At 47.9% G+C, this 23312-nt stretch carries 17 protein-coding genes and 1 pseudogene; all 18 read right to left on the minus strand.

Annotation, left to right across the window (positions count from 1 at the left end; translation table 11 throughout):
* Positions 1-106: 106 nt before the first annotated feature.
* Complete coding sequence (locus tag ACEW9O_RS06860; protein WP_373549400.1) at positions 107-766, minus strand: hypothetical protein; 660 nt, start codon at positions 764-766, stop codon at positions 107-109.
* A gap of 36 nt (positions 767-802) precedes the next feature.
* Complete coding sequence (locus ACEW9O_RS06865; RefSeq protein ID WP_373549401.1) at positions 803-1657, minus strand: DUF6544 family protein; 855 nt, start codon at positions 1655-1657, stop codon at positions 803-805.
* Positions 1654-4362 carry a cation-translocating P-type ATPase gene (locus tag ACEW9O_RS06870; protein ID WP_373549402.1) on the minus strand — a complete coding sequence of 903 codons (2709 nt, stop codon included), beginning with the start codon at positions 4360-4362 and terminating at the stop codon, positions 1654-1656. Before ACEW9O_RS06870 ends, ACEW9O_RS06865 begins: the two co-directional genes overlap by 4 nt.
* A gap of 87 nt (positions 4363-4449) precedes the next feature.
* Positions 4450-4908 (minus strand): annotated as a pseudogene (locus tag ACEW9O_RS06875) (hypothetical protein); the annotation flags it as partial.
* 128 nt (positions 4909-5036) lie between these two features.
* Complete coding sequence (locus ACEW9O_RS06880; protein WP_373549403.1) at positions 5037-6242, minus strand: acetate/propionate family kinase; 1206 nt, start codon at positions 6240-6242, stop codon at positions 5037-5039.
* A 169-nt stretch (positions 6243-6411) separates the two neighbouring features.
* A complete protein-coding gene (locus ACEW9O_RS06885; protein WP_373549404.1) occupies positions 6412-8673 on the minus strand; it encodes a TonB-dependent receptor in 2262 nt (753 codons plus the stop codon).
* Positions 8674-9067: 394 nt separating this feature from the next.
* The gene (locus ACEW9O_RS06890) at positions 9068-9448 is read right to left on the minus strand and encodes a hypothetical protein (RefSeq protein WP_373549405.1); all 381 of its coding nucleotides are present in this window, start codon (positions 9446-9448) and stop codon (positions 9068-9070) included.
* A 47-nt stretch (positions 9449-9495) separates the two neighbouring features.
* Positions 9496-11547 (minus strand): copper-translocating P-type ATPase, encoded by a 2052-nt coding sequence (locus tag ACEW9O_RS06895; protein WP_373549406.1) that lies wholly within the window; start codon positions 11545-11547, stop codon positions 9496-9498.
* A gap of 386 nt (positions 11548-11933) precedes the next feature.
* Positions 11934-12563, minus strand: coding sequence for a DUF305 domain-containing protein (locus ACEW9O_RS06900; RefSeq protein WP_373549407.1), 630 nt, complete (start codon positions 12561-12563; stop codon positions 11934-11936).
* 76 nt (positions 12564-12639) lie between these two features.
* Positions 12640-12975 (minus strand): four-helix bundle copper-binding protein, encoded by a 336-nt coding sequence (locus ACEW9O_RS06905; protein ID WP_373549408.1) that lies wholly within the window; start codon positions 12973-12975, stop codon positions 12640-12642.
* A gap of 315 nt (positions 12976-13290) precedes the next feature.
* A complete protein-coding gene (locus ACEW9O_RS06910; protein WP_373549409.1) occupies positions 13291-13737 on the minus strand; it encodes a 5-fold beta-flower protein in 447 nt (148 codons plus the stop codon).
* A 348-nt stretch (positions 13738-14085) separates the two neighbouring features.
* Positions 14086-14517, minus strand: a complete 432-nt coding sequence (locus ACEW9O_RS06915) for a hypothetical protein (protein ID WP_373549410.1) — start codon at positions 14515-14517, stop codon at positions 14086-14088.
* 183 nt (positions 14518-14700) lie between these two features.
* Entirely contained in the window at positions 14701-16404 is a 1704-nt protein-coding gene (locus ACEW9O_RS06920; RefSeq protein ID WP_373549411.1) for an efflux RND transporter periplasmic adaptor subunit, read from the minus strand.
* A 29-nt stretch (positions 16405-16433) separates the two neighbouring features.
* Positions 16434-17597 carry a TolC family protein gene (locus ACEW9O_RS06925; RefSeq protein WP_373549412.1) on the minus strand — a complete coding sequence of 388 codons (1164 nt, stop codon included), beginning with the start codon at positions 17595-17597 and terminating at the stop codon, positions 16434-16436.
* Complete coding sequence (locus ACEW9O_RS06930; RefSeq protein WP_373549413.1) at positions 17594-20746, minus strand: efflux RND transporter permease subunit; 3153 nt, start codon at positions 20744-20746, stop codon at positions 17594-17596. The genes ACEW9O_RS06925 and ACEW9O_RS06930 overlap by 4 nt, the downstream gene beginning before the upstream one ends.
* Before the next feature lie 76 nt (positions 20747-20822).
* Positions 20823-21812 carry a heavy metal-binding domain-containing protein gene (locus tag ACEW9O_RS06935; RefSeq protein ID WP_373549414.1) on the minus strand — a complete coding sequence of 330 codons (990 nt, stop codon included), beginning with the start codon at positions 21810-21812 and terminating at the stop codon, positions 20823-20825.
* A gap of 51 nt (positions 21813-21863) precedes the next feature.
* Entirely contained in the window at positions 21864-22598 is a 735-nt protein-coding gene (locus tag ACEW9O_RS06940; RefSeq protein WP_373549415.1) for a heavy-metal-associated domain-containing protein, read from the minus strand.
* Positions 22599-22691: 93 nt separating this feature from the next.
* Positions 22692-23252: a helix-turn-helix domain-containing protein gene (locus ACEW9O_RS06945; protein ID WP_373549416.1), complete on the minus strand. Its 561-nt coding sequence runs from the start codon at positions 23250-23252 to the stop codon at positions 22692-22694.
* Between the last annotated feature and the right edge of the window lie 60 nt (positions 23253-23312).

A 23312-nucleotide genomic window follows, 5' to 3' on the forward strand; every position in this document is an offset into this window, starting at 1 on the left:
GGCAACGCTGGTCTGATGATGGTTGCGATAAGATGATCAAACTTAGGGTCGCTTTACGCAGCCAAAAATTCGATCTCATCACTAATATTTTCAGGAAATCCGCAGCTTAATGATGAGGTGCGACAATTTGAATTACACCCGATTGAATTCGATTGGCTTCAATCGTTTGTTCATTCAGGTATTGATGCTCTTTTGAGGTATTGGGTAGCCAATGAAAAAAATCCGGTTCTCCTCCGATTAAATCATCAAAGTCCTCTTTTTTGAGTACTTTACTGAGGTAATTTGATCGGATGGTTCTACGCTGTTTTATTTTTTCAATGTTGTATTTGGGTGCATTGATTGCTTTGGTCAATTTGACAGATATGACGTGTTCATCCTGGTTGTTGGTGGCTAAAATATCGAATTGACAATGGTAACCCAGGTTGCTGGCCGCATACTCCAGATTTTGGGTGAATGCCCCGATCGACAGGATCGTTTCTCTTTGGGTGGGATCAACCCCAGGAAGCCATTTGTTTTTGTCATTGCCGATTATCCAATGGTAAGGTTCAATGTATTTTACAAACCAGGGTTGGGTGTTGTGTCCGCTGGGTGCCAAGGAGGCCAAAAACAGGATGTTTTTTTCATCAGCGGTAAGGGGAATTTTTTCAGGAAAACTTCCCTCAAGATCTGCTCTGACGAAATTGCTTTTGTCACTTTGCAGGTAATAGCCGCCAGCGATCACCAAAACCGCACCGCCAGCAACACCTAAGAATTTTTTCCTGTTCATAATGGTTTTATTTTAGGGGCCTGTTTTACATAAAAATTAAAACTTTTCAGGTTGGCCATACTCGATTTTTTTCACCTTAAACTTTGCATAAGGGTAATCGCCTTTTTCCAATCTATAAAGCGCTTCTATATTGGTCGGCACCCTTATTCCATTCAGCTCTTGGTAATCATTCATTTTACCAATCCAGGTTTCCAGTTTCTCTTCGTTCATGTATCGTTTTGTTTCCATTTGGGTGATCTCGCCAAGCTTATTGAAGCTGACAATATAAAATAGCGACAGGCCCTGGTAATTGAAGGTCAATTTTGCAGTCTGCGCATCCATTGCAGACCATTGCAATCTTTCACTCGGCAATAGGTTGGTCGGAAACCAAACACCTTCGCTCAGCCAGCGCTGCAATTCTCCCTCATTGTATTTTTCGCCTTGCGCATCTACTACATTGATCAGGGACAACAGCGAAACCACCAATCGTCCTTTATCCGAAATGTACTTATCGCGGGCGGTGAACATTGTGGTCGTGCCTTTCCAAATAAAGCCGGGTTTTTCGGTGGTGAAATACTGTTCACCATCTATACTCAGCCAATCTTTGTCTTGCCCCGTTTTAAATTGTCCATCGTGGGTCAATCGGATGTAACTGACGTACGGTTGACCCTCCTTTAAAACGTGCTTAAAATAGCGCTGAACGGGCTCGGGTAAGCCGTTTAATTGCTCATAGCTGAATACCTGGTTAGCAGAAATAGGCTTCGATTGAGCAAAAAGTTCTTTTACCTCTTTTTTAAATTGGATACTCAAATTTATGCTACCAACCATTAAAATAAGCCCGATAACACCCGCAGCAATCAACAAAACGATGATGCTCATTTTAAGCGGCCAGGAGATCACTAAATCAATCATTGCTTTTCATTTTGAAAAAACTTCAAATTCCTAGCCAGCCTAATGACCACCATCGCCAGCAATCCCGCCCCGATGCTCAGCGCCCAATCAGCGACCGACATGGGCACCATGGAAAGCGCCTTGCGCACCGGCGCAATTTGGTACAACACGGCTACAATAAGAACACACCCACCCACTGCAAACCATACGTAGCGATTGCGCACCACCTCAGTGCGCCAAAACGGTAGGTCCATCGAACCCATGTTGAACACATGGAACAACTGGGCGAAAATCAGGGTAAAAAACAGGATGTTGTTGGAAAGCGCAGCATCCCAATCTCCCCAGGCATGAAGGGCGTAATGGCTGCAATACACTGCTCCGATGCTTGTCGCTGTGATGACCCCGGCATAGAAAAAAATGCGCCACCAACGTGATTTGTCAATGATGGGTTCGTCGGCAGCGCGCGGCTTCTGCTTCATCACCTCCGGGCCACCAGGCGTAACACCCAAGGCCAGAGCTGGTAACACATCGGTGACCAGATTGATGAATAAAATTTGCAGCGGCTTCAACTGGAAATCCAGCAGCAACACGGCTACAATGGCAATGATCGCCAGTTCGCTCAGGTTGCAGGACAAGAGGTAAATGACAAACTTGCGGATGTTGTCAAAAATGACCCGCCCTTGGCGGATGGCCGCAACAATGCTGGCAAAACTATCGTCGCGCAGCACCATGTCCGCTACGTCTTGCGCTACCTGGGTGCCGCGTTTGCCCATGGCGATGCCAATGTCGGCTTTTTTGAGCGCGGGGGCATCGTTCACGCCATCGCCAGTCATACCCACGATGGCCTTGCGCTCCTGAAAAACCCGGATCAAATCAAGTTTCTGCTTGGGGCTAACCCGGGCAAATATTTTGGCGGCGACCCAGCGCGACTTATCCGCCTTACTGAGTTTTTCGAAGTCCGGCATTTCTTTTCCCAACACCACGTCAGTTTCATCAGTATCGATGATGCCCAACTGCCTGCCGATGGCTTTTGCGGTGGCAGGGTGGTCGCCGGTGACCATAACCACCTCGATTCCAGCATCCCGGCAGTGGCGGATGGCGGCGGGGATTTCTTTTCTGGGCGGGTCGATCAAACCAAAAAGCCCCACAAAAACCAGGTCTTTAGCCAGTTCCTGCGTAGCGTTTGCATCTGATTTAAAAGCACCCGCGATGACTTTTAACCCCGATGAAGCCATGTTTTCCGCTTCGCCTAGCCAAGTCTTCTTCGCCTTGGGGCTCAGGGGAGTGGTTTTGTCCCCATCGAGTATAAAGGAACAACAGTTCAGCAAGTCTTCGACCGCGCCTTTGGCAAAAACCAGTTTACCTTCCGGGGTATCGTGCAAGGTGGCCATAATTTTGGTTTCCGAGCTGAAGGGCATTTCCGACACTTTGGGGGATTTTAATCGAAGGTCTTTGATGTCTTCGCCCTGTCGGTGTGCGAACTTGAGTAAGCCTGTTTCAAGCGGATCGCCAATTTCTTTAATCGTCCTTTTCTGAGCGACAATCTCCGAGGTGTTGCACAAAATGGCAATTTGGATGAGGCGCTGGTACTGCAACTCCGGCAAATGACCAACTGGCATATCGGCTGCATCGTTGCTTTTTGCCCAGGTACCCCCCGGCGCAGCCAAGGATTCGACTTCCAGTTTGTTTTGCGTGAGCGTTCCGGTTTTGTCGGTGCAAATGACGGTGGTTCCACCCAGGGTTTCGACTGCCGAAAGTTTGCGGACAATCACTTTATGACGGGCCAATTTGAGCATTCCTTGCGCCAGTGCGAGGGTGGCGACAATCGACAAACCTTCCGGAACTGCGGCTACGGCCAAAGCAATGGAGGTCTCGAACATTTCCAGAATTGGCTTTCCTCCAAGAACACCTACACCAAAAATAACGACTACCAAGCCAATAGTGATTTTGATGAGGCGCCCGCTGAATGCTTCCAATTTCTTTTCTAACGGCGTGGCAGCCTGTTCGGATGTACCTACAAGGTGGGCGATTTTTCCCAACTCGGTGTTCATGCCCGTTCCAAAAACCACCGCCCAGCCATTGCCTTTGGTAACGAATGTACCTTTAAAAAGCAAGTTTGATTGTTCTGCCAGCGGCGTGTCGGGGGGCAGCACAGCGGGCTCTTTTTCCACGGGAACGCTCTCGCCAGTAAGGGAGGATTCGTCCACTTGCAGCTGGGAACTATTGTAGAGTCGGGCATCGGCAGGGGTCATGTCCCCGGCCTCCAGGTAGATCACGTCACCGGGTACCAGCATTTCGATGTTGAGTTCCTTCAAGCTGCCTCCACGTTGAACTTTAGCTGAAACAGCAACCATTTTTTTCAGCGCGGCCATGCTGCGCCCAGCTTGAAATTCCATGTAAAAACCAATGCCGGCATTGAGAAAAACGACTACCAAAATGGCACTTCCATCTAACCATTCCTGAAAGGCAAACGACGCGCCTGCCGCCACAACCAGCAACAAAACGAGGGGGCTTTTGAATTGCCGAAGGAAGATCTTCCACGCAGGTGTTTGTTTGTCTTGGACAATGGCGTTGGGGCCAAAAGATTCCAGTCGGGTGGCGACTTCTGCCACCGACAAGCCCTGCTCGATGTCTACACCCAAACGGGTAAACAATTCCTTCTCCTGGGAAGCCCAGTTGGGGGTGTCGGATTTATTGGTTGCTGGTTTTTTGTCCACTTTGACCATGTCAGAATACTTTTTGGGGTTTCCCAGTTTATCAGGACTGTAAATTCAAATTCCATTTCCAATCAATAATTTCTGGCATGTCTTCACCATGCGAATAACATCTGCTGTTTTATTGGCCACATGATCAAGAAATCCAGGATCCTGATGGCTATTCCCATTGTGATCTTGTCGCCATACATGCGAGGTGAGCAGGTAATTCAAGGACGCAATGGGGTACCTCCAGGGTATTTTACGAGAGACTTGCAGCCACTTGGCGTGTTGGTTGAACATCGAACCCACAATATGAATGAATGCTTCATAACAGGAAAACAGACCATGCCTGCCCGTCAGCAGGTATCCTTCGAGCCAGCCCTGGCACAAGCCCCAATGCCCCAACAAACGGGGTTTGATGTGTTCAAGCGGCAATGGCTTTTTAAGCAGGGGATTGTCGTACAAATAGATTTGGCCAACCGATAAATAATTGGCTGCTCGCCAGTAAGCATCCATCTTTTGAAGCAATTCGGGCGATAAAGTTTGAACTTCGATGTCGATGTTTTCTACCGTCATAGTGTTTAGTTTTTAACCTGTTCTAAGGGCGATAAAAAAATAAGTGATCATTTTGCCAGAGGATTAGATAAGTAAACGTTTCATTTCAAGTGCCTTATCTAATCCTCTGGCTCAGGAAAAATGATCACTTATTTTTGCCCCACTACTAAGCATTGGCAAACCAATCTTGCAATCATTGATTCCTCATTGGTCTGGATTACTCGGACACAAACTTTGCTTTTTGGGGTAGAAACAATGGCTTCATTCTGTGCATTTCTGGTTTCATCCCATTCAATGCCCAAAAATTGCAGCCCCTCGCAGATGCGCTTGCGAATTTCTGGCTGATGCTCGCCAATGCCGCCTGAAAATATCAAGGTGTCTAAACCTCCAAGTGCGGCAGCATAGGATCCGATCCATTTTTTAGTTTGGTAACAAAACAGTTCAATTGCTTCAGCAGCCCGGGTATCCGTACCACGAGATTTGATCAACTCCTGCATGTCAGCACTTGTTTCCGAGATACCCAGTAGACCGGATTCATGATTGATCAGGTGACTAAACTGTGCTGGATTAAGCTTTTCAGTCTGCATTAAATACCAGGCGACACCAGGATCCAAATCGCCAGTGCGCGTGCCCATTGGCAATCCGGATGTAGGGGTGAAACCCATGCTGGTGTCCAGGCTTTTGCCATTTTTTACCGCAGCAAGGCTTGCACCATTGCCCAGGTGCGCCAATATTACTCTGCCTTGGGCGGGTTCACTCCCAGCTATTCGGTTGAGCTCTTCCATCAGCCAGGTATACGAAAGTCCATGAAAACCGTAGCGTTGGATGCCCATGGCCTGAAAGCGCCGTGGGATGGGTAATAATTTCGCGACTTGAGGCATGGAAGCATGAAAAGAAGTATCAAAACAGGCAATTTGTGCAATTGTGGGATAACGCTGGCCAAACGCTTCGATCAATTTAATGGCGCCGGGCATGTGCTCTGGATCATAACTACTGATTGCCTTAAATTCATCCAATAAAGCAGGGGTGATCTGCTCCGGCACGGTATGTTTCATGCCGTATACGATTCGGTGTCCTATCGCTTTGACAGCACCAACGTCCTCCTGTTTTTCTAGCCAGTCAATGAGGAAATTGGCAGGATCAGCATGCTCCAGTATGGCTACCGGTTCACTGTTTTTTTGATTGATTCCCGTCTTATTAAAGCTGAGTTTTGTGTTTTTCGTCCCAATGCGTTCTATCTTCCCGGAGAACACCTGCGTCGGCTCTTCTTCAATTTTATACAAAGCAAACTTGATGCTGGAGGAACCACTGTTGATGGTCAGCACACAATTTTTATCTAATTTATTGAATGCCATGCCAGCTTATTTGTACTAAAATTCTTGTGCAATAAAATTAAGGTCTTTACTACCCGGAAGTGTTATACAATACTCATGATAATTTACATCATTCACACATTTATTTAAAAAGCCCGGCAAACGCTTAATTCGTCTGCCGGGCTTTCCATACTGTTGGACATTTTTTTATTTAAAAAAAGAACGTCGCACTTACTTTTGCAAAAAATGGCGTTCCTGGAGTGTAATGCAATTCCGATACTGAATCCTGCTCATTGAACAAGCGACTTTCGGTATCAAACTGCGCCTCGTTCCAGTCCACATTCAAGATGTTTTCGAACGACAAACCAAACTCCGCTTTACGAGCAGTGTAAGTGAGGCCTCCATCGATCAGGGTATAGCCCAAAGCGCTTACGGTATTGTTTTCATTGGCTGGACGATCCGACACATGGCGGTAGCGTATACTGCCATTCAAGCCCTTCGCAAATTTGGTCGTAAGGCCTCCAATGCTGGTAAAGGTAGGTGCCAAGGGAATGTAATTCTCGCCTTCGGCACCTTCCCGGCTACGCGGCACTGTGTAGTTCATATCCAGGTCTACAAACAACCACTTGGTCGCCTGGTACCGCGCAGAAAGATCAAGGCCGTAACGGCGCGTTTTGCCCGAAGGTTCTACCACTGCCGCGTCGCCCACGTAAACGAACTCCTGATCCAGATCAAGAAACCACCCTGCTACGTTCAAAAACAGATTGGGAAATGGCTTCACAAAAGCACCGAGGTCAACGCCATAAGCTTTGGGTAAAATTTCGACCCCGTTCTGAGGGATCACCACCCGCGCATCATTGGAATGAAAGCCGATACCCGACTTAAGGTAAATTTGCACACTTGGACTCGCATTGTAATAAAAATTCAACTTGGGGCTGACTGTATTGGCAGATACCACGGGGTGATCGTACAGGCTATCCAAGAGGTTGACATAGCCGAAGCTGAACTGGTCAAAACGCAAGCCAGCATTGATTGTAAAACGATTACTCACCTTTAGTACTTCATCGACATAGAGCGCCGCATTCAGCTCGTCAATATCCCCCAAAGCCGCATAACTGATGAGGGTATTGCGCTTGAGGGTACGCGACAATTCCGTGCCCTTGGTTTTGTCGTAGCGGATGTTTAAGCCTGCCTCCGAGCGCAAGGACATTGAGCCCAACTTACGCTCTGCTGTATAAGAAAGGTTGTAGCCAAAAATATCCCGATCCTCGTATTGGCGAATTTCGTCACCATTAACTGGATCTTCGAGGAAAAAGGTAAAATTGGAGAAGAGTTGAAATTTGTTTTTGACATAATAAAACTGGTTGCGCAACAAGTCGCCATTCTCCAGGGTTTTGAGCAGTTGAATGTTGGCGTTGGTACGGCTCGTATTGCCTCCCTCGTTGTCGTCAATGGCACCAAAGCGGCTGATGAGGCCACTGCGTACTGCGCGATCTGGAATTTGCCCCGATGCTTCCCAGCGGCTGCTGAATGTGGACAAAGAAACCGTTAGCACCTGATCCGAGCCAATCAACCCGTGGTATTTGCCCATGAGGTTGATGCGGTTGAAATTCTGAGGGCTTTCAAAAGGGCCATTGCTGAACGTCAGGTCAGAGCCGAAATAAGCATTTTGCTGGCTACCGGCATTTTTACCCAACAAATCCAAAAGCCCAACGGCCCGATAGGTGTCGAAGCGCCCGGTTTCCAATTTGATCGAACTGCGCGCGAGGGCATTGCGGGTGTTGAAGTTGGCATAACCAGCCGTAGTGAAATCGCCTTGCTGGGTATAGTATGGCCCTTTGTTAAAATCAACGTTGTCAATCAGTTCCGGGATCAAAAAATGCAAATCGGCGTAACCTTGTCCGTGGGCGTGGCTGACCATATTGACGGGCATGCCATCAACGGTTACCCGAATGTCGGTGCCGTGGTCAATGTCAAAGCCGCGCAAATAAATTTGTTCGGCCTTGCCTCCACCAGCATGCTGAGCGGTGATGAGCCCTGGGATCATCCGCAACACATCTTGTGAAGAACGGGTAGGGCGCAATTCCAGGTCAATTTTATTGATCAAGGTCATGGTTTTGCCCAGATCGCGTTGATTGTTTACCACAAATTCAGTCAGGTCGAGCACCGTAGGCTCCAGGCGAACATCCAGCGACGCGCTCGTGTTCGCCTGCACAGTTTGGGTCATAAATCCCACAAAAGAAATACTCAATTCGTACTGATCCCCGGCCAAGTCTTTGATTTTAAAGGCCCCCAGCTCGTTGGTGGTGGTACCTGTTTGTAGTGAGGGAATAAAAATAGTGGCGCCTGAAATGGCTTCTCCCGTTTGGGCATTGAGCACCCGTCCGAGGATGTCGTGTGCACAAAGCAAACCTGTTTGCAAAAGCAGGAGTAAACCCAAGAGCGTCATTTTTGGGTAATGTCGTTTTTTCATGGTCAAAATATCTTGGATAAGCCAGATACAGGGCGGATGTACCTGCGCTAGAATGTTAGCAATACAAAGCCGAGCCTGATCCCTTCAATGGGCAGGCGGACATTATGGATAAAGAAAAATGGTGTACCCCGATAGGCAGGGTCGATTGGTTCTGGCTTAAACCCCGAAGGGGTGACAGGATTATAGCAAAATAGCCGTGTTTATTCCATTGAGAAAAACCCCGAAGGGGTGGCATTATGGAATAAAACGGTGAGGGTACGGTCAAATAATGTCACCCCTTCGGGGTTCAAATACATCCTCATGACATTTTTCCTATAATCCTGTCACCCCTTCGGGGTTGAAAACAGTGCTCAATTGAGAACCAATCGACCCTGCCCGAGAGGGGTACAAATGCTCAGGCGAGCTCTGGTGGTTGGAAAACTGCGCCCCCTACACCCAATGACCAACTAAAACAATAAAGTGGAATGGGAACTGAGTGCCTATAACCTAATCTGCGCGTTTTGAATACGATAGTCGGTGCAATCAAGTGTACCGATAAAGTGAATTTAAAGTCGGGTGATTCCGAGAGGGCTGCGGTAGCACCATGATCCAGGTTCAACAACTGGACGATTTCCTCCCCTACGTGAGTATGGTCTTCATCGCCGTGGTGCACGTGCTCCAGGTGATGGTGGTGCCAAAAAAGGTGCGCAAGTGTATCCTTCAATACTGGCAAGAGCTCCATGCAGGATGCAGTAAGATAAACCAGTAAGAGGATCCAAATGCTTGCGTTTTTCATATGGTGCGGTACTGTACCAATATACGTAGCAAGCCAGGGATTAGGATTTAGTTTACTTTCAATAAACTTGCATTGATGGCGACCACCACCGTGCTTACCGTCATCAACACGGCGCCTGCGGCGGGACTGAGCAATATTCCCCAATTGTACAATACCCCTGCCGCCAAGGGCAGCGCGATGACATTGTACCCGGTTGCCCAAATGAGGTTTTGAATCATCTTGCGGTAGGTTGCTTTTCCAAAGAGGATCAAACTCACCACATCTTTGGGGTTGCTGTTTACCAGAATGATCCCTGCGGTTTCTGCGGCAATGTCGCTGCCAGAACCTACTGCTATACCAACGTCTGCCTGGGCTAGAGCGGGAGCGTCATTTACGCCGTCGCCCGTCATGGCCACAAATTCTCCTTGGCTTTGTAGTGCCTTGATTTTTTCCAGTTTTTGATGCGGCAATACTTCTGCCATAAAACTGTTCATCCCCAAAGTTTTACTTACACTTTTGGCAACTTTGGCATTGTCGCCCGTAAGCAAAATGGATTTGATGTTGTTCTCGGCCAAGGTTTTGATCGCGTCTGCTGATTCAGGGCGGATTTCATCTGACAATGAGATGTACCCGGCCAATTCATTGTTGACGAGCACAAAAACCACCGTTTCGGTATCGTTTGCCGTGAAATCCACGGGAAGTGGAATGTTGTTTTCGGTCAGATAGCCGGGACTAACCACCAATACTTTTTTACCCTCTACGGTAGCCTCCACACCTTTGCCAGTGATGGCATTAAAATTCTCCGCGACGGGAATAGGGATCCCTGCGTCTTTAGCCTTTTTCAGAATACCCGTGGCAATGGGGTGTTCCGATTTTTGCTCCAATGCAGCGGCCAAACGGATGATTTCATTTTCAGTTAGGCCACTTTGCAAGGCAACGATTTTGGATACCTCAAATTTGCCTACGGTGAGGGTCCCCGTTTTATCAAATACGATGGTGCTGATCTTTCTGGAATTTTCAAAAGCTGTCCGATTTTTGATCAATAAGCCGTGTTTTGCAGACAAGGCCGTTGACTTTGCCACGACCAATGGGACGGCCAAGCCAAGTGCATGCGGGCAACAAATGACAATGACAGTAACCATTCTTTCCATGGCAAAAGCCAAAGATTGACCCGTCAAATACCAGTAGAAAAAAGTAGCAAGCCCCGCTACAATTGCAACAAGGGTAAGCCATCTGGCAGCCTGGTCGGCCAACAATTGGGTTTTGGACTTTGATTTTTGGGCATCATCCACCAGCTTGATGACCTGCGAGAGGTACGAATCTTTGGCGGCATGTGATACGGTGACTTTGATGGCACCGTTGCCATTGATCGAGCCAGCAATGACTTTATCTCCATTGATTTTTTTTACGGGTTTGGATTCCCCCGTCAACATCGATTCATTCAGGTAACTTTCTCCTTCCGAAACAATGCCATCCGCAGCCACTTTTTCGCCAGGTTTGACCAGAATGACATCGTTTGCTTTGAGGGTGTCGGTTTTTACTTCCTGAATTTTATCCGACACAACCAGGTGCGCCTCGGAAGGCATCAACTGCACCAACAACTCCAACTCCCTGGAGGCTCCGGCCACCGATTTCATTTCTATCCAGTGCCCCAAAAGCATGATCAGGATCAAGGTGGCCAGTTCCCAGAAAAAATCCATGCCCTGCAACCCAAATACAATGGCGACGCTATAGATGTAGGCAACAGTTATGGCAAACCCAATCAAAAACATCATGCCGGGGTTCTTCGTTTTTATTTCTTCAATCCAGCCGGTTAAAAAGGGCCAGCCACCATAAAAAAACACGACGGAGGACAAGCCCAATAAGAGGTATGGTGAGCCGGGAAATTGCCAATTCACCCCCATAAACTGCTGGATCATCGGGGACAGCAGCATGATGGGAATGGTCAAGATCAGGACGATGTAAAACCTTTTGCGGAAATCAGCGATCATCATAGCATGGTGGTCATGGCCAGTATGGTTCATGGGAGGATTGGCGGCGGCGTGATGCGGCGCAGGGGTAGGCGTTTTGGGCTCTTTTTGAGCTTGAGGTTTATTTTGATGATGGTCGTGGTTTTCCATTGTTGCTTCTTTTGTTAAATTTTAAAAAAACCTCCTTGCACATCGCCTCAAAGTAAAGATACTGTGCAAAGAGATTTTTTGACTGCTCAATGTATTTTAAGTGGTTTCCGGCCTATACCACAATGTCATTGACTTAAGAAAAAAAGTGCATTCAGCGCAGCATCGTGCTGAGGTCTACCAACCCCCGACCCCTAAAGGGGAGTACATCTTACGCATACTTAAGATTTTGGAATTCAGTACAATACGAATAAATTTCAAACTTACGTAGGCTGTACTCCCCTTTAGGGGTCGGGGGTTCTGAAGCAAAAGCACGATGCCAAATTCAATGCAAAAAACCCTTAAGTCAATGACATTGGCCTATACCAGGCCATTTTGATTTTCAGGGGCTATTTCCGGTTTTTATCCAACCAGGCCTGAAAACTCGCAATTTCCCGCTGCTGGTCGTCAATCATTTGTTGTGCCATCTGTTTCAACTCGGCGTGCTGGCCATTGGCCAATTCCTCTTTGGCCATGGTCACTGCGCCTTCGTGGTGCATCATCATCATACTGGCAAAATCCTGGTCCATATTGCCGTTCATGGACATAGACTTCATTTGGTCGTGCATTGATTGCATGCTTCTGCTGTGCATTGGCTGCTGCTGGATGCCTGTAGCCGGATGTGCCTGAACGAAGTCTCGCAACTTGACAATCTCTGCTTTTTGAGCCACGATGATTTGTTTTGCCATGTCTTTCAATTCAGCATCGGAACCCGACTTTACTTGAATCTCGGACATGTCAATGGCACCCTGATGATGCTCTATCATCATGTTGGCAAAGTCTACATCGAAGTCCCCCGTCATCTTCATGGCATTTGTACGTTGCATCATGGCATCCATGGATTCCATCATGGCCATGTTGTGCGCACCGTGGGTTTGGTCTTTTTGGCCAGCGTCTTCCTTTGCGGTAGTATTGCTGGAGTTGCAGCCACTCAGCACACAAAGTATGGTAAGCAGCGATAAAAGAAATGTGTGTTTCATGTAAGTCAAATTTTTTAAAAGGAATTGGAAAAAAGGAAGTATTGATGAGAATCGCTGTGAAAGGAGATTTTGCACACTACATTTTACCCATATTGCTACATTCGGCAGCACATTTGCGACATGCTTCTGCACATTTTTTGCAATGCTCCATGTGTGAGTGCTTCTCACATTCCACTGCACAGGCAGTGCAGATTTCTGCACAGAGTTTGCAGATTTGGTGTGCGAACTCACTGCCGCTGGCCATAGCTTGTAAAGCCAACTGGCAAATGGCCCCACAATCATGGTCTAATTTGATACACCGAGCCAACATTTTAATGTCTTGTTCTTCCAGGCAGGCACTTGCACAATGGTAACATTCTATTGCACAGGCTGAACAGGCGGCGATGCAACTTTGAAATTTTTGATGACTCATCTTAATGTGGTTGTAATGGTAGAGAATATTCTCTCAACAAAGCTAAGCCCTTAACTGCTCAGCGGCCTTGCACAATTTTAGCGATAAGTTACATCATTCACACATTCATTTACTATGGACTTAACGACAGCACTTTTTGACAAATAGCTTTTTTAACACCCAGATTATCAATTTCATACTATTTCTTAAAAATGCCAAAAATCCATGGCCCAATGCAGGAATAAATTCATTGTTTTTCATGGTATATCAAATTAAAAATACAACCGTGAACTCAGTAATAAATTCACGGCGGTGACAATCATTACAAATTACGGCTCACTTTTGCTGTTGCATTTTATGATGATCCATCCCAGTCATAAAACAATGCATTGAACAAGCTATTGGCTTGTAAGTATTGTGTACATTACCAATCACTTTTCCATCGGCATCCACGATGTCGCAAGTCTCTGAATTCGTATTGTCTTTCACCTGTAATACCAACTGGCCGTTGGCATTGTAATAGGTTCGTCCATCTTTCCCGATTTGACCAAGCTTTTTGCCGTTGGCATCTTCCAGAATACCCCCTTGCCGGAAGAAGGCAATTTTTTTGCCTTTTGCGTTCTTCACAATGCTGTCCTTGACTATTGAACCAATTTTGGTTCCTTCCATGTATATCTTCCCTTTGGCATCAATGATGAAGTGCCCTTTAAGATCTGTAACTTTTTGGGCAAAAAGTATTTGCCTAAAGAAAAGCAGTGAAACTGCCAATAAAATCGTTTTCATCGTAAGGGATTTTGTGTTTATTTTTAAAACGTTACAAGGTAAGGTTAACCTGTATTAAAATGCGATGCCATGATTTAAATCATTATTCTAGTGGATTTTAGCTTATATGATTTTGTCTATGTTGCATTGTAAAACTAAAAAATTCCGTTCAGCGACATTCTCTTTTATCAATCAACGGGGAACAGGCTCGTGTACCATTTCGTTGGTCATAGGCGGAAGGTTGGAAAACCCCTATGTCCCTGATGCCGTTTAGCCAACCTGACAAATTGATAAAAGTGCGCCGAACGGATTTTTTAGGATTGGTTTTAAAAAAATTAAAGCTGGTTTATTTTACGTAGTAGCAATAACTTACTTGCCAGGGGTCATTTTCATTCCATGCATGTCCCTCATGTTTTTCATCACATTCGGGTTTTCGTGCATGGCCCCCATCATCATCTTGCACATGGCTGGGTCGTTGTTGCACATCGCCATTGATTTGCCCATCATCATTTTGAACATGGAGGAATCTGCTTTGCCCATTTCCATCATTTGGTCCATCATGTCAGATTGGATTTGTTCATTGTTTTTTGCAGTCATTAGCACGTTGGAAAGCATGGCGTCGTGATGCTTGGTCTGCATGGAATACATGACTTCCTCCCGGTAAGAATCATTGTTAATCAATTCGTTAATGATTTTCTCACGGGAAGTATTGTCGCTAAGATTCTGAGGTGCCTCGATATTGCATTGGCTAAGCAAAATCAAAGCTGCAAAGGCGATGAAGAACGAGCTTATCTTTTTCATTTGTTGTGTTTGAATTCGAAAGGAATTTTCCGCACGATAAAATTACGCCTCTATCGCCTCAAAAGCATTACACAACTTCAGCTCAAAGTTGCAATATTCACAGATTATACCTGAACTGTCAGTCTGGGCTTTGCAGCACCAAACTGACAGTTGCTATTGATTTTGACAGGAATACGGACCAATTTACTGATTCAAGTACATCATTTTCACTTCATACACCCCATTGATCACCACCTTGGTGCTTTCTTCCAATCCCTTCAGGATGAGCGTGCGGGTGCCATCATCTTCGCCCGTTTGTACATACGCCAATTCAAATTCTTCGGGGCCATGTTTGAGAAAAACGGCGGTTTTTCCGTTGATTTCGGTGAGGGCAGAATTGGGCACGGTCACTTGGCGGCTGTGCTGCTGGTTGAGCGCCTTCAGGGTGACAAACTCGCCAATTTTGAACTCCCCTTGGGGGTTGTCCAATTCAAAAATGACCCGTTGACTTTGGTTGCCCGGATTCATTTGTTGAGCTGGCGAAAGCAGGCGTACTTTAGCCGTTTTGTGGTCGTCGGTGGCGCAAAAAACCTGGAATGAATTGCTGGCCTCGATCAGAGGAACGTCGCGGTCGTACACCTGCGCTTCCACGTATACTTTGTTCAGGTTGGTGATGCTGAACAAGGTTTGCCCAGCGACTACCTCGGCCCCTGGTGCCAGGGTGAAAGCACCCACTACCCCCGAAATCGGGGCAACCAAGGCGATGGTGCGGGAGTTGGCCGAAGTATTGGCCCCTACGGCCCGACTCTCCAACGTTTTTAGCTCAGCCAAAGCGCTGTTGTAAGCGGATTCGGCGGCCTGTACATCCCGCCCGGCAGCAATGTCCTCAATCTTTTTCAAACGTTCGTATTCACGTTTGGTGGCGGCAAGGCGGGTTTTTGCGGTTTCGATTTGTACGGCCAACCCGGCATTGTTGGCGGCGATCCCCACTTGATCGGCTGTACCGAGGTTTTGCTGTAAAAGTGCCAGGGTTTGCCCAGCGCGTACCGTTTGCCCTACTGCGGCATTGAGGCGGGTGATGCGACCAGATTGTGGGGCCACAATGGTGCCCAAACCACCCGAAGCGGGAATGACGGTGCCGTACATGGTGGTAGCCGACTGGTAATCCCCAATGGCGATGGCCTGGGTGCTGATTTCAAATAAAAACTGGGTTTCTTTGGGTGTATACACCGATTTGCCATAGCCGCTTCCGCCCGATTTTGGGCCGTGTTCTTCATCGCCGTGGGCAAAAACGGGATTTACACCCGGGGTCGAAAACCAGGCGCTGGCCAAAAGCAGGAACATCGTCAGCACCCGTTTGCGGCGACTGATCAACCAGACAAGCAGGCCGCCGAGGAGAATGCCGCCCCCAAACCACCCTAATACGCTGGAGAATGGGAAAGCTTTACTTGCAGGCTCGGTAGCTGCTATCAATTTTTTGCCCACCTGAATCCCTTGCACCCCAATGAGGTCCGCACCATTGGCATGGCTGATCTGAAAATTGAGGGTATAAGTTTTGTGTTCAGGAAAGCTGCCGTGTAGCTCGTACACCCCTGGCGAAAGCTGTTCTGCTTCAAAAACTAGTTTGGGATCTTCTAAAGTACTGATTTTAAACTTGGCCTGATCGATCGGGCGATTGCTCTGGTAATCGGCCAGATATAAGGTCAGGTGCACTGCTTTTTTCGCTTCCAGCTCGGGGTAATACAGCGTCAACTCGTAACGCTCTGATTGCCCGTATACCGTAAAGTGGTCCTTGGCAATTCCTGGGTCGTTGGGAATTTCATCGCCGTGCGCGGTACCCAACTGGGGCAATATGGCTAGGCCAAAGAATAGGCAGAAGATTCGAGTTAAAAAATTGGACAAATTCATGGCCATTGGTTTTTGAAAAGAAAAGATAATTATTGACCTACGAGGTAAAGCAGTTTAATCCGAGCCGTTTCGAAGCTTTGCACCTGCGCGGTATACTCGCGCTGAATGGCAAAAGCCTGATCCAGGGTACGCAGGAAAGTAACGTAATCGACCTGCCCGGCCTCGCGCATCCGCAGTGCGGTGTTGATGAGGGTACGGCTGCGCGGCAAAGCATTCAGTTCGTAATAGCGGGCTTGGTTGAGTGCGGTAGTTGCTTCAGTTTGGGTACGGATCAACTCAAGTTCTACAACTTGTTGTTGGCCTTCCACTCTACTTTGGGCCGCTTGGGCCTGGCTCTCGGCATTTTGTCGACCAGCGCGGTATTGCCCAGTCCAGAGGGGAATGCCTACGCTGACCCGAAAGCGGTAATCCAGAGGGGTTCCACGTGCGCCCTGATTGAGGTAGCCCATGGAAAAGCTGGGTAAATCGAGGCTTTTGGCCAAGCCGACCTGTTTTTCAGCTACCCGCAGTGATTGTTGTTCAAAAGCCACACTGGGGTTGCTGGCAATATTGGCAACAGTGCCTGCGCCCAGGGAGTCAAGGCTAAGCGGAAGCAGGGTGCCTAAATCGCCTAGCCCACTTAGTTTCGACAATTGTTTGCGCAAAGCGATGGAGCTTTGTTCGGCGGCGAGGCGCTCCTGATGCACCTGTCCTGCTTCATTTTCCGCCAGTATTTTTTGCAATAAATCGATTTCCCCTCCGCTAAATTGACGGGCTGCTGTCGCTGCGACTGCCGCGTAAAGGCTATCGCGGGAGACCCATTGCCGGACTAAATGTTCCGCAACTTGCAACTCCAAGTATAGGGAACGCACCATGTAACGCAGGTCATTTTCGCTCACCCGTTGCCCCGATTGGGCCAAGGCGGTTTCGGCCTGAGCCACCTGTTTTTGGCGGGCATAAACGGTGGGAAACTCAAAAGACTGCAAGACGCCTACTGCATAAAATTCGCCAGTGGGGCTTTCGGCGTTTATTTCGGGATTCGGCAATTTTAGGGCCGTTTTTTCTGCGTATTTTTTGGCTTGGACCTCAAAAGTAGCGGCTTTCACCGAGGGGTGATTCCGCAAGGCAGCACTGATTGCGGCATCAGGCGTGGTTTGTGCAAACACCCCCGATGCGATCAGGCCAAGCAGTACGATGTTCATCCAGGTTTTCATAGCGAATGATTGTCGGGTTTAATATTCTCAGATTGCTTTTTACCGTCAAAATAGGCTTCCACCGCCTTTTTTCCCCAGGCCCAAAATACGGTAGGGGTCACGATCATGTCCAAAAGGGTGGAAGACAGCAGGCCACCCAAAATCACCGTAGCTACCGGATAAAGGATTTCTTTACCCGCCGCCTGGGCATCCAGCGTTAGTGGGATCAGCGCCAGGGCCGCCACCAGGGCAGTCATCAGGACGGGCACTAGGCGTTCAAGGGAGCCGCGTACAATCATACCCTGGTCAAATTGTTCACCTTCATGCTCCATCAAGTGCAGGTAATGGGAGATCATCATGATCCCGTTGCGCGAAGCAATCCCGGTAAGGGTAATGAAACCCACCAGGGTAGCCACTGAAAAAGTGCCGCCTGTAAGCCATACTGCTGTCACGCTGCCGACCAGCGCCAAAGGAACATTGAGCATCACTTGCAGCACTATGCGCCAGGAGCGAAAATGAGCGTACAAAACCAGGAAAATGCCCAGAAAAACGAACAAACTCAAAAGGCCGATCAATCGTGAAGCTTCTTTTTGGGCTTCAAACTGGCCGCCGTATTCCAGGAAATAACCTTGGGGCGGTCTTATTTTTTCGGCTACCATTTTTTGAATTTCAGCAGCGGTACTGCCCAGGTCACGCCCCTGCACGTTGCAAGACACAATGATACGGCGCTGGCTGTTCTCGTGGCTTACGGTGTTGATGCCTTTTTCGTATTCGATGTGGGCAATACTTTCCAGCGGGATCAAAATCCCTTCAGGGGTATGGATTTGGGTGTTGCGGATGTTTTCCAGGTTTTCGCGGTCTTCGGCTACGGCGCGCAAGACGAGGTCGAAGGTTTTTTGACCATCCAAAATTTGAGAAACCACTTTGCCGCCGTACAGGACTTCCAGATCGCGCGCCACTTCGCCCGTTTGCATGCCATAACGTTGTAAGGCAGCACGGTTGAGGCGAATGGTCAATTGAGGGACAAGTACCTGGCGTTCTACCTGCACATCCACCGCACCGGGTATGGTTTCAACAACTTCTTGCACCTCGGTGGCCAGGGCTCTGAGTTCGCCCAGGTCTTCCCCAAATATTTTGATGGCAATTTGTGCCCTTACACCACTCAGAAGGTGATCGAGTCGGTGTGAAATGGGTTGTCCAATGCTCAAAGAAACCCCGGCCAGGTTGGCCAGTTGTTGGCGAATATCGGCCAATACTTCCGTACGGGAACGGGCATCTTCGTGCAATTCCACCTCGATTTCGGAGTTGCTGACGGGCTCAACGTGTTCGTCAAGTTCAGCCCGCCCGGTGCGCCGGGCGGTGTATTGTACATCGGGTACACGCAGGATGAGTTGCTCCGCTACTGCCCCGATTTTATTGCTTTCTTCCAGTGAGGTTCCGGCGGGTGTATAGAGGTTGACCGTGAAACTACCTTCGTTGAAGGGTGGCAAAAATTCGGTACCAAAACGGGTGGCCACACCCAGCGCCACAATCACGAGTACCGTAGCTGATCCAATGACCAGACGAGGATTGGACAAACCAAAATGCAGCAGTTTGAGGTCTTGTTTTTTCAACCACTGGACCAACAAGGATTCTTTGCCTTCACTCAATTTTGACTGAGGCAACAAGTATGCACAGAGTGCCGGGGTAACCGTCAGAGAAACCAGCAAAGACGCCAGAATGGAGGTAATGTAAGCGATCCCCAGCGGTGCAAAAATTCGGCCTTCCATGCCCTGCAACTGAAACAAGGGCAAAAAAACCAAAACCACGATGATCGTAGCATAAACGATGGAATTACGCACCTCGCTACTCGCATCGTAAATGACTTGTAAAGGGCTTTTAGGGTCGCCGAGCGCCCGGTTTTCGCGCAGGCGGCGGAATACGTTTTCCACATCCACAATCGCATCATCCACCAATTCTCCGATCGCAATAGCCAGGCCACCGAGCGTAAGGGTATTGATGGAGATGTTGAACCACTTAAAAATCAAGGCGGTGATCACCAGGGACAAAGGGATCGCCGTCAAGGTGATGACTGTGGTTCGAAAATTCAATAAGAATAAAAATAGGATAATTACTACCAAAATAAAACCATCACGCAGGGCTTCTTCCACATTGCTCAAGGCATTCACGATGAAGTTTTTCTGCTGAAAAACTTTGGCATTGAGGCGCACGTCCGCAGGCAGAGAAACCTTTAATTCTTCCAGGGCCTTTTCAATTTCCTCGGTTAGGGTTACCGTATTGGCGCCGGGTTGCTTTTCCACGGTGAGGATGACAGCGGGCTGGGCATTGATCGAAGCGTCGCCACGTTTGATGGCTGCGCCAAATTTTACTTCGGCGACCTGGTTCAACAAAACGGGACTGCCTTCCCGGTTGACGACTACCGTGCGCTGCAAGTCTTCCAAACTTTTCGCCCGCCCCAGTACCGAAATGAGCACTTCCGAGCCATAACGGTTGAAAAAACTACCCGTAGCATTCAGGTTGGCATTTCCTAAGGCACGGTCAAGGTCTTCGAGGGTAAGGTTGAATTGTTTCAATTTGGCGGAAGAGACCAGCACCTGGTATTGCAAGCGGTCGCCCCCGATGGGGATCACCTGGGCCACCCCTTTAATCGCCAGTAGCCTCCGGCGGATGGTGAAATCGGCCAGGGTACGCAAATCGGCGGCAGTGCTGCTGGTTTTTCCAGTGGCACTATCCGGTTCAGCCGTTATTCCAACCAACATGATTTGCCCCATCACGGAGGAAATTGGTCCCATGACGGGTACAATTCCATCGGGTAGTGGCACGGTTGTCAGTTTTTCGGCAACCAGTTGACGGGCACGGTACAGGTCTACGTCCCAGTCAAACTCTACAAACACCAAGCCAATGCCCCGGGAAGAGTTGCTGCGCACCACCTCTACACCGGGAGAGCCATTGAGTGCTGTTTCGATGGGCAATACGGCTTGTACTTCAATCTCTTCAGGCGACATTCCCCCTGCTTCGAGGAATACCGTGACCCGCGGGCGATTGAGGTCGGGTAGCACATCGACAGGGAGGTTAACAACTGTCCAAGCCCCCCAAACGAGCAGTAAGGCTGCCGAAGCGACCACAAAGAGTCGGTTTTGCAGTGAAAATTGGATGATCCGATTGAGCATTGGAAAAAGATAAGGTGGCTCCGGGTTTGGCCAAATTTTAGGAAACCCGGAGCCTATTAAAAACTACTATTGCTTTTTAATGGCCAGCGTGTTCGTCTGCTTTGTGATCGTCATGATCAGCATGACCTTCCTTCACTTTTAGCACAAAATCAGCAGTGTGTACCTTGCCGTCGGTTTGGAATTGCAACCAGCCGCGGTAAGTCCCTGGCTTGGCAAAAGTGGTGCTGATTTCCAGTTTGCCATTGTCTACCGCTGGGTGGGTATGGATAAATTCCTTAGAGGCTACTTCAACCATCACCAGGTGTGCCTTTTCACCGAGGTAATTTTCAAAAGTTGCAGGATCTACCGCCTTTCCACCTTGCTTAATCGACACATGAACGTGTTGGTGTGAACCCGAGCTGAAGCCCGTCCCGTCGTGTCCGGCATCCAATGACAAGGTGAATCCGTCAATGGTGCTGGTCAGTTTAGGTTGGGTATAGGCAATTGCCTTGCCGGGAGTGCCAAGTACATTGATTTCGGTTTTGTTGACCTGATTCAAGGCACCGGTAGGTTTAAAATCCGCAAAAGCCCAGTATTTGCCCCCTGCGTCAAAGCGGGTTTCGTTGTGTCCACGGCCATCAGTGAAGTTCTCCCCTTTGCCCAAAACTTTGATGTCGTAACTACCTGCATCAGAAAATTCCGGGTGGATGTGGTCGAACCAGGAGAGGTCGTCACTGACCAGGATCAGGTGCATTTTTTTCTCATGCACGAGGTCAAGTGGAACAGCGGCACTCTCGTTGCCCTTGATTTGGGGGGTGAAAGACATGGCCCCTGGTTTGCCAGCTTCGAGTTGGGCTGGATTGCTTACAAATGCGGTAATGTATTCCGACTTGTTGGCTTCAACTTCCGCTTTCATCGGCTCCAAATCCATGTGACATACAGGGCATGAACCGGGTTCGCTATAGGTTTTGCCATCTTCACAATTCATCGGGCAGATGTATTTTACACCTGCAGCGGCGGTTTTAACTTCAGATTTAGGTGCATTGTTTTGGCACGCTGTAAATAGTCCAAGCGAAAGTACAAGCACCAGGCTTGCCGTAAATAGATTTTTCTATACAAATGGATTTAAAAAATTGATTTACAAGGTCATTAAAATCATTCCAGCAGACATCGCGATCATCAACCCATCTTCAATAATGGTCACTGTGCTCATGGGTAAATTGAAAACAGCACCCAAACACGCACATTGAATAGTACGTTTGTTCAGGACACTTTGCAAAACACCAATAATACTCAGTGACATGACCACAAAAGTTAGCACATTGGTAACCTGGGGTTGAAAATTGGTCAAATATGCCAGCCCAAGCCCCAATTCTGTAAAAGCGTAAATGTAGCCCCACGCGGGAACACGCCTGGCTATTACATCGTACATCCGGTAACTATCTGCAAAGCCAGACAAATTGAGCAGCTTGAAAAAGGAAAACACCAGGAAAAACCCTGCCATAAAATGCTGCATCCATTGCATAACATCGAACCGATCGTTTCCCAACTGAATGAGCAAAGTAACCAACGTGATGTAGCCAAAAATCAGCAAAATAGGTTTATAGGTTTCGAACCAGGTCTTTTCACTTTCTGCCTCCACTGATGGCATTTGAATGGGGTTGACTTTATCCACAATGGTGTATTGTGGGGAGTCTTTCAACGCTGCCTGCAAGGTTTCCGTCGATACGTGTCGTGTCATGCTTATCGTTGCTTCATTGCGTAGTGCATTTATTTCAACCGATTCGATCCCCGCAATTGGAGACAATAATGACTTGACTTTGGCTACGCAGCCATTGCAGGTCAATCCTTCCAACTGATATTGATGTGTCATTGTGTTAACCATTAAGTGAATGAATTAATGACACAAAGTTCGCTTGATTGTCCTTCAGTAGCATTGCACAATTTTGGGAAAGGTTTGCATCCTTTACAGTTCGTCAATGGACGAGCGCTTCGTTTCTTTCATCATTTTAAAATGAGAAGGGGTAAGTCCTGTCACTTGTTTGAATTGACGGCTGAGATGCCCCAAACTGCTGTAGTTGAGTTGAAAAGCGATTTCACTCAAAGTCAATTCGTCATACATCAACAACTCTTTCACCCGTTCAATTTTTTGGGCAATGTAGAAGTGCTCAATGCTGACCCCTTCCACTTCGCTGAACAGGTTGCTGAGGTAGTTGTAATCCATGAGGAGGAGTTCCGCCAAAAAGACCGAAAGATTCGTCTGGATTTGATTGTCCTGGTAATGAACCAAGTCGATAATCGCGTTTTTCATGCGCTCGATTATTCGGCTTTTTTTACTGTCAATCAGCTCAAAACCAAGTACTGACAAGCGTTGGCTCAGCTGCTTCTTCAGGTCCTCAGACAGGTTGCCCTCCATTTCTACCTCCCCCAGCTCCACGGTAATGAGGTGAAGACCTAATTTTTCAAGTTCGGACTTCACAACCATTTTGCAGCGGTTGCAGACCATGTTTTTGATGTACAACTTCATAAGGTGACTTTACTGGTGGTTTTAGATTCCAGTAATTTTCGCAGCAGCTGATGTGCCGCT

The sequence above is a fragment of the Haliscomenobacter sp. genome (genome assembly GCF_041740695.1).
Classification (GTDB): domain Bacteria; phylum Bacteroidota; class Bacteroidia; order Chitinophagales; family Saprospiraceae; genus Haliscomenobacter.

Excerpts from the sequence above, each read along its gene's own strand:
- ACEW9O_RS06885 (WP_373549404.1), bottom strand. The coding sequence starts at position 8,673 with ATGAAAAAACGACATTACCCAAAAATGACGCTCTTGGGTTTACTCCTG.
- ACEW9O_RS06890 (WP_373549405.1), bottom strand. The coding sequence starts at position 9,448 with ATGAAAAACGCAAGCATTTGGATCCTCTTACTGGTTTATCTTACTGCA.
- ACEW9O_RS06920 (WP_373549411.1), bottom strand. The coding sequence starts at position 16,404 with ATGAATTTGTCCAATTTTTTAACTCGAATCTTCTGCCTATTCTTTGGC.
- ACEW9O_RS06865 (WP_373549401.1), bottom strand. The coding sequence starts at position 1,657 with ATGATTGATTTAGTGATCTCCTGGCCGCTTAAAATGAGCATCATCGTT.
- ACEW9O_RS06915 (WP_373549410.1), bottom strand. The coding sequence starts at position 14,517 with ATGAAAAAGATAAGCTCGTTCTTCATCGCCTTTGCAGCTTTGATTTTG.
- ACEW9O_RS06860 (WP_373549400.1), bottom strand. The coding sequence starts at position 766 with ATGAACAGGAAAAAATTCTTAGGTGTTGCTGGCGGTGCGGTTTTGGTG.
- ACEW9O_RS06905 (WP_373549408.1), bottom strand. The coding sequence starts at position 12,975 with ATGAGTCATCAAAAATTTCAAAGTTGCATCGCCGCCTGTTCAGCCTGT.
- ACEW9O_RS06940 (WP_373549415.1), bottom strand. The coding sequence starts at position 22,598 with ATGACACATCAATATCAGTTGGAAGGATTGACCTGCAATGGCTGCGTA.
- ACEW9O_RS06925 (WP_373549412.1), bottom strand. The coding sequence starts at position 17,597 with ATGAAAACCTGGATGAACATCGTACTGCTTGGCCTGATCGCATCGGGG.
- ACEW9O_RS06870 (WP_373549402.1), bottom strand. The coding sequence starts at position 4,362 with ATGGTCAAAGTGGACAAAAAACCAGCAACCAATAAATCCGACACCCCC.
- ACEW9O_RS06900 (WP_373549407.1), bottom strand. The coding sequence starts at position 12,563 with ATGAAACACACATTTCTTTTATCGCTGCTTACCATACTTTGTGTGCTG.
- ACEW9O_RS06930 (WP_373549413.1), bottom strand. The coding sequence starts at position 20,746 with ATGCTCAATCGGATCATCCAATTTTCACTGCAAAACCGACTCTTTGTG.
- ACEW9O_RS06910 (WP_373549409.1), bottom strand. The coding sequence starts at position 13,737 with ATGAAAACGATTTTATTGGCAGTTTCACTGCTTTTCTTTAGGCAAATA.
- ACEW9O_RS06880 (WP_373549403.1), bottom strand. The coding sequence starts at position 6,242 with ATGGCATTCAATAAATTAGATAAAAATTGTGTGCTGACCATCAACAGT.
- ACEW9O_RS06945 (WP_373549416.1), bottom strand. The coding sequence starts at position 23,252 with ATGAAGTTGTACATCAAAAACATGGTCTGCAACCGCTGCAAAATGGTT.
- ACEW9O_RS06895 (WP_373549406.1), bottom strand. The coding sequence starts at position 11,547 with ATGGAAAACCACGACCATCATCAAAATAAACCTCAAGCTCAAAAAGAG.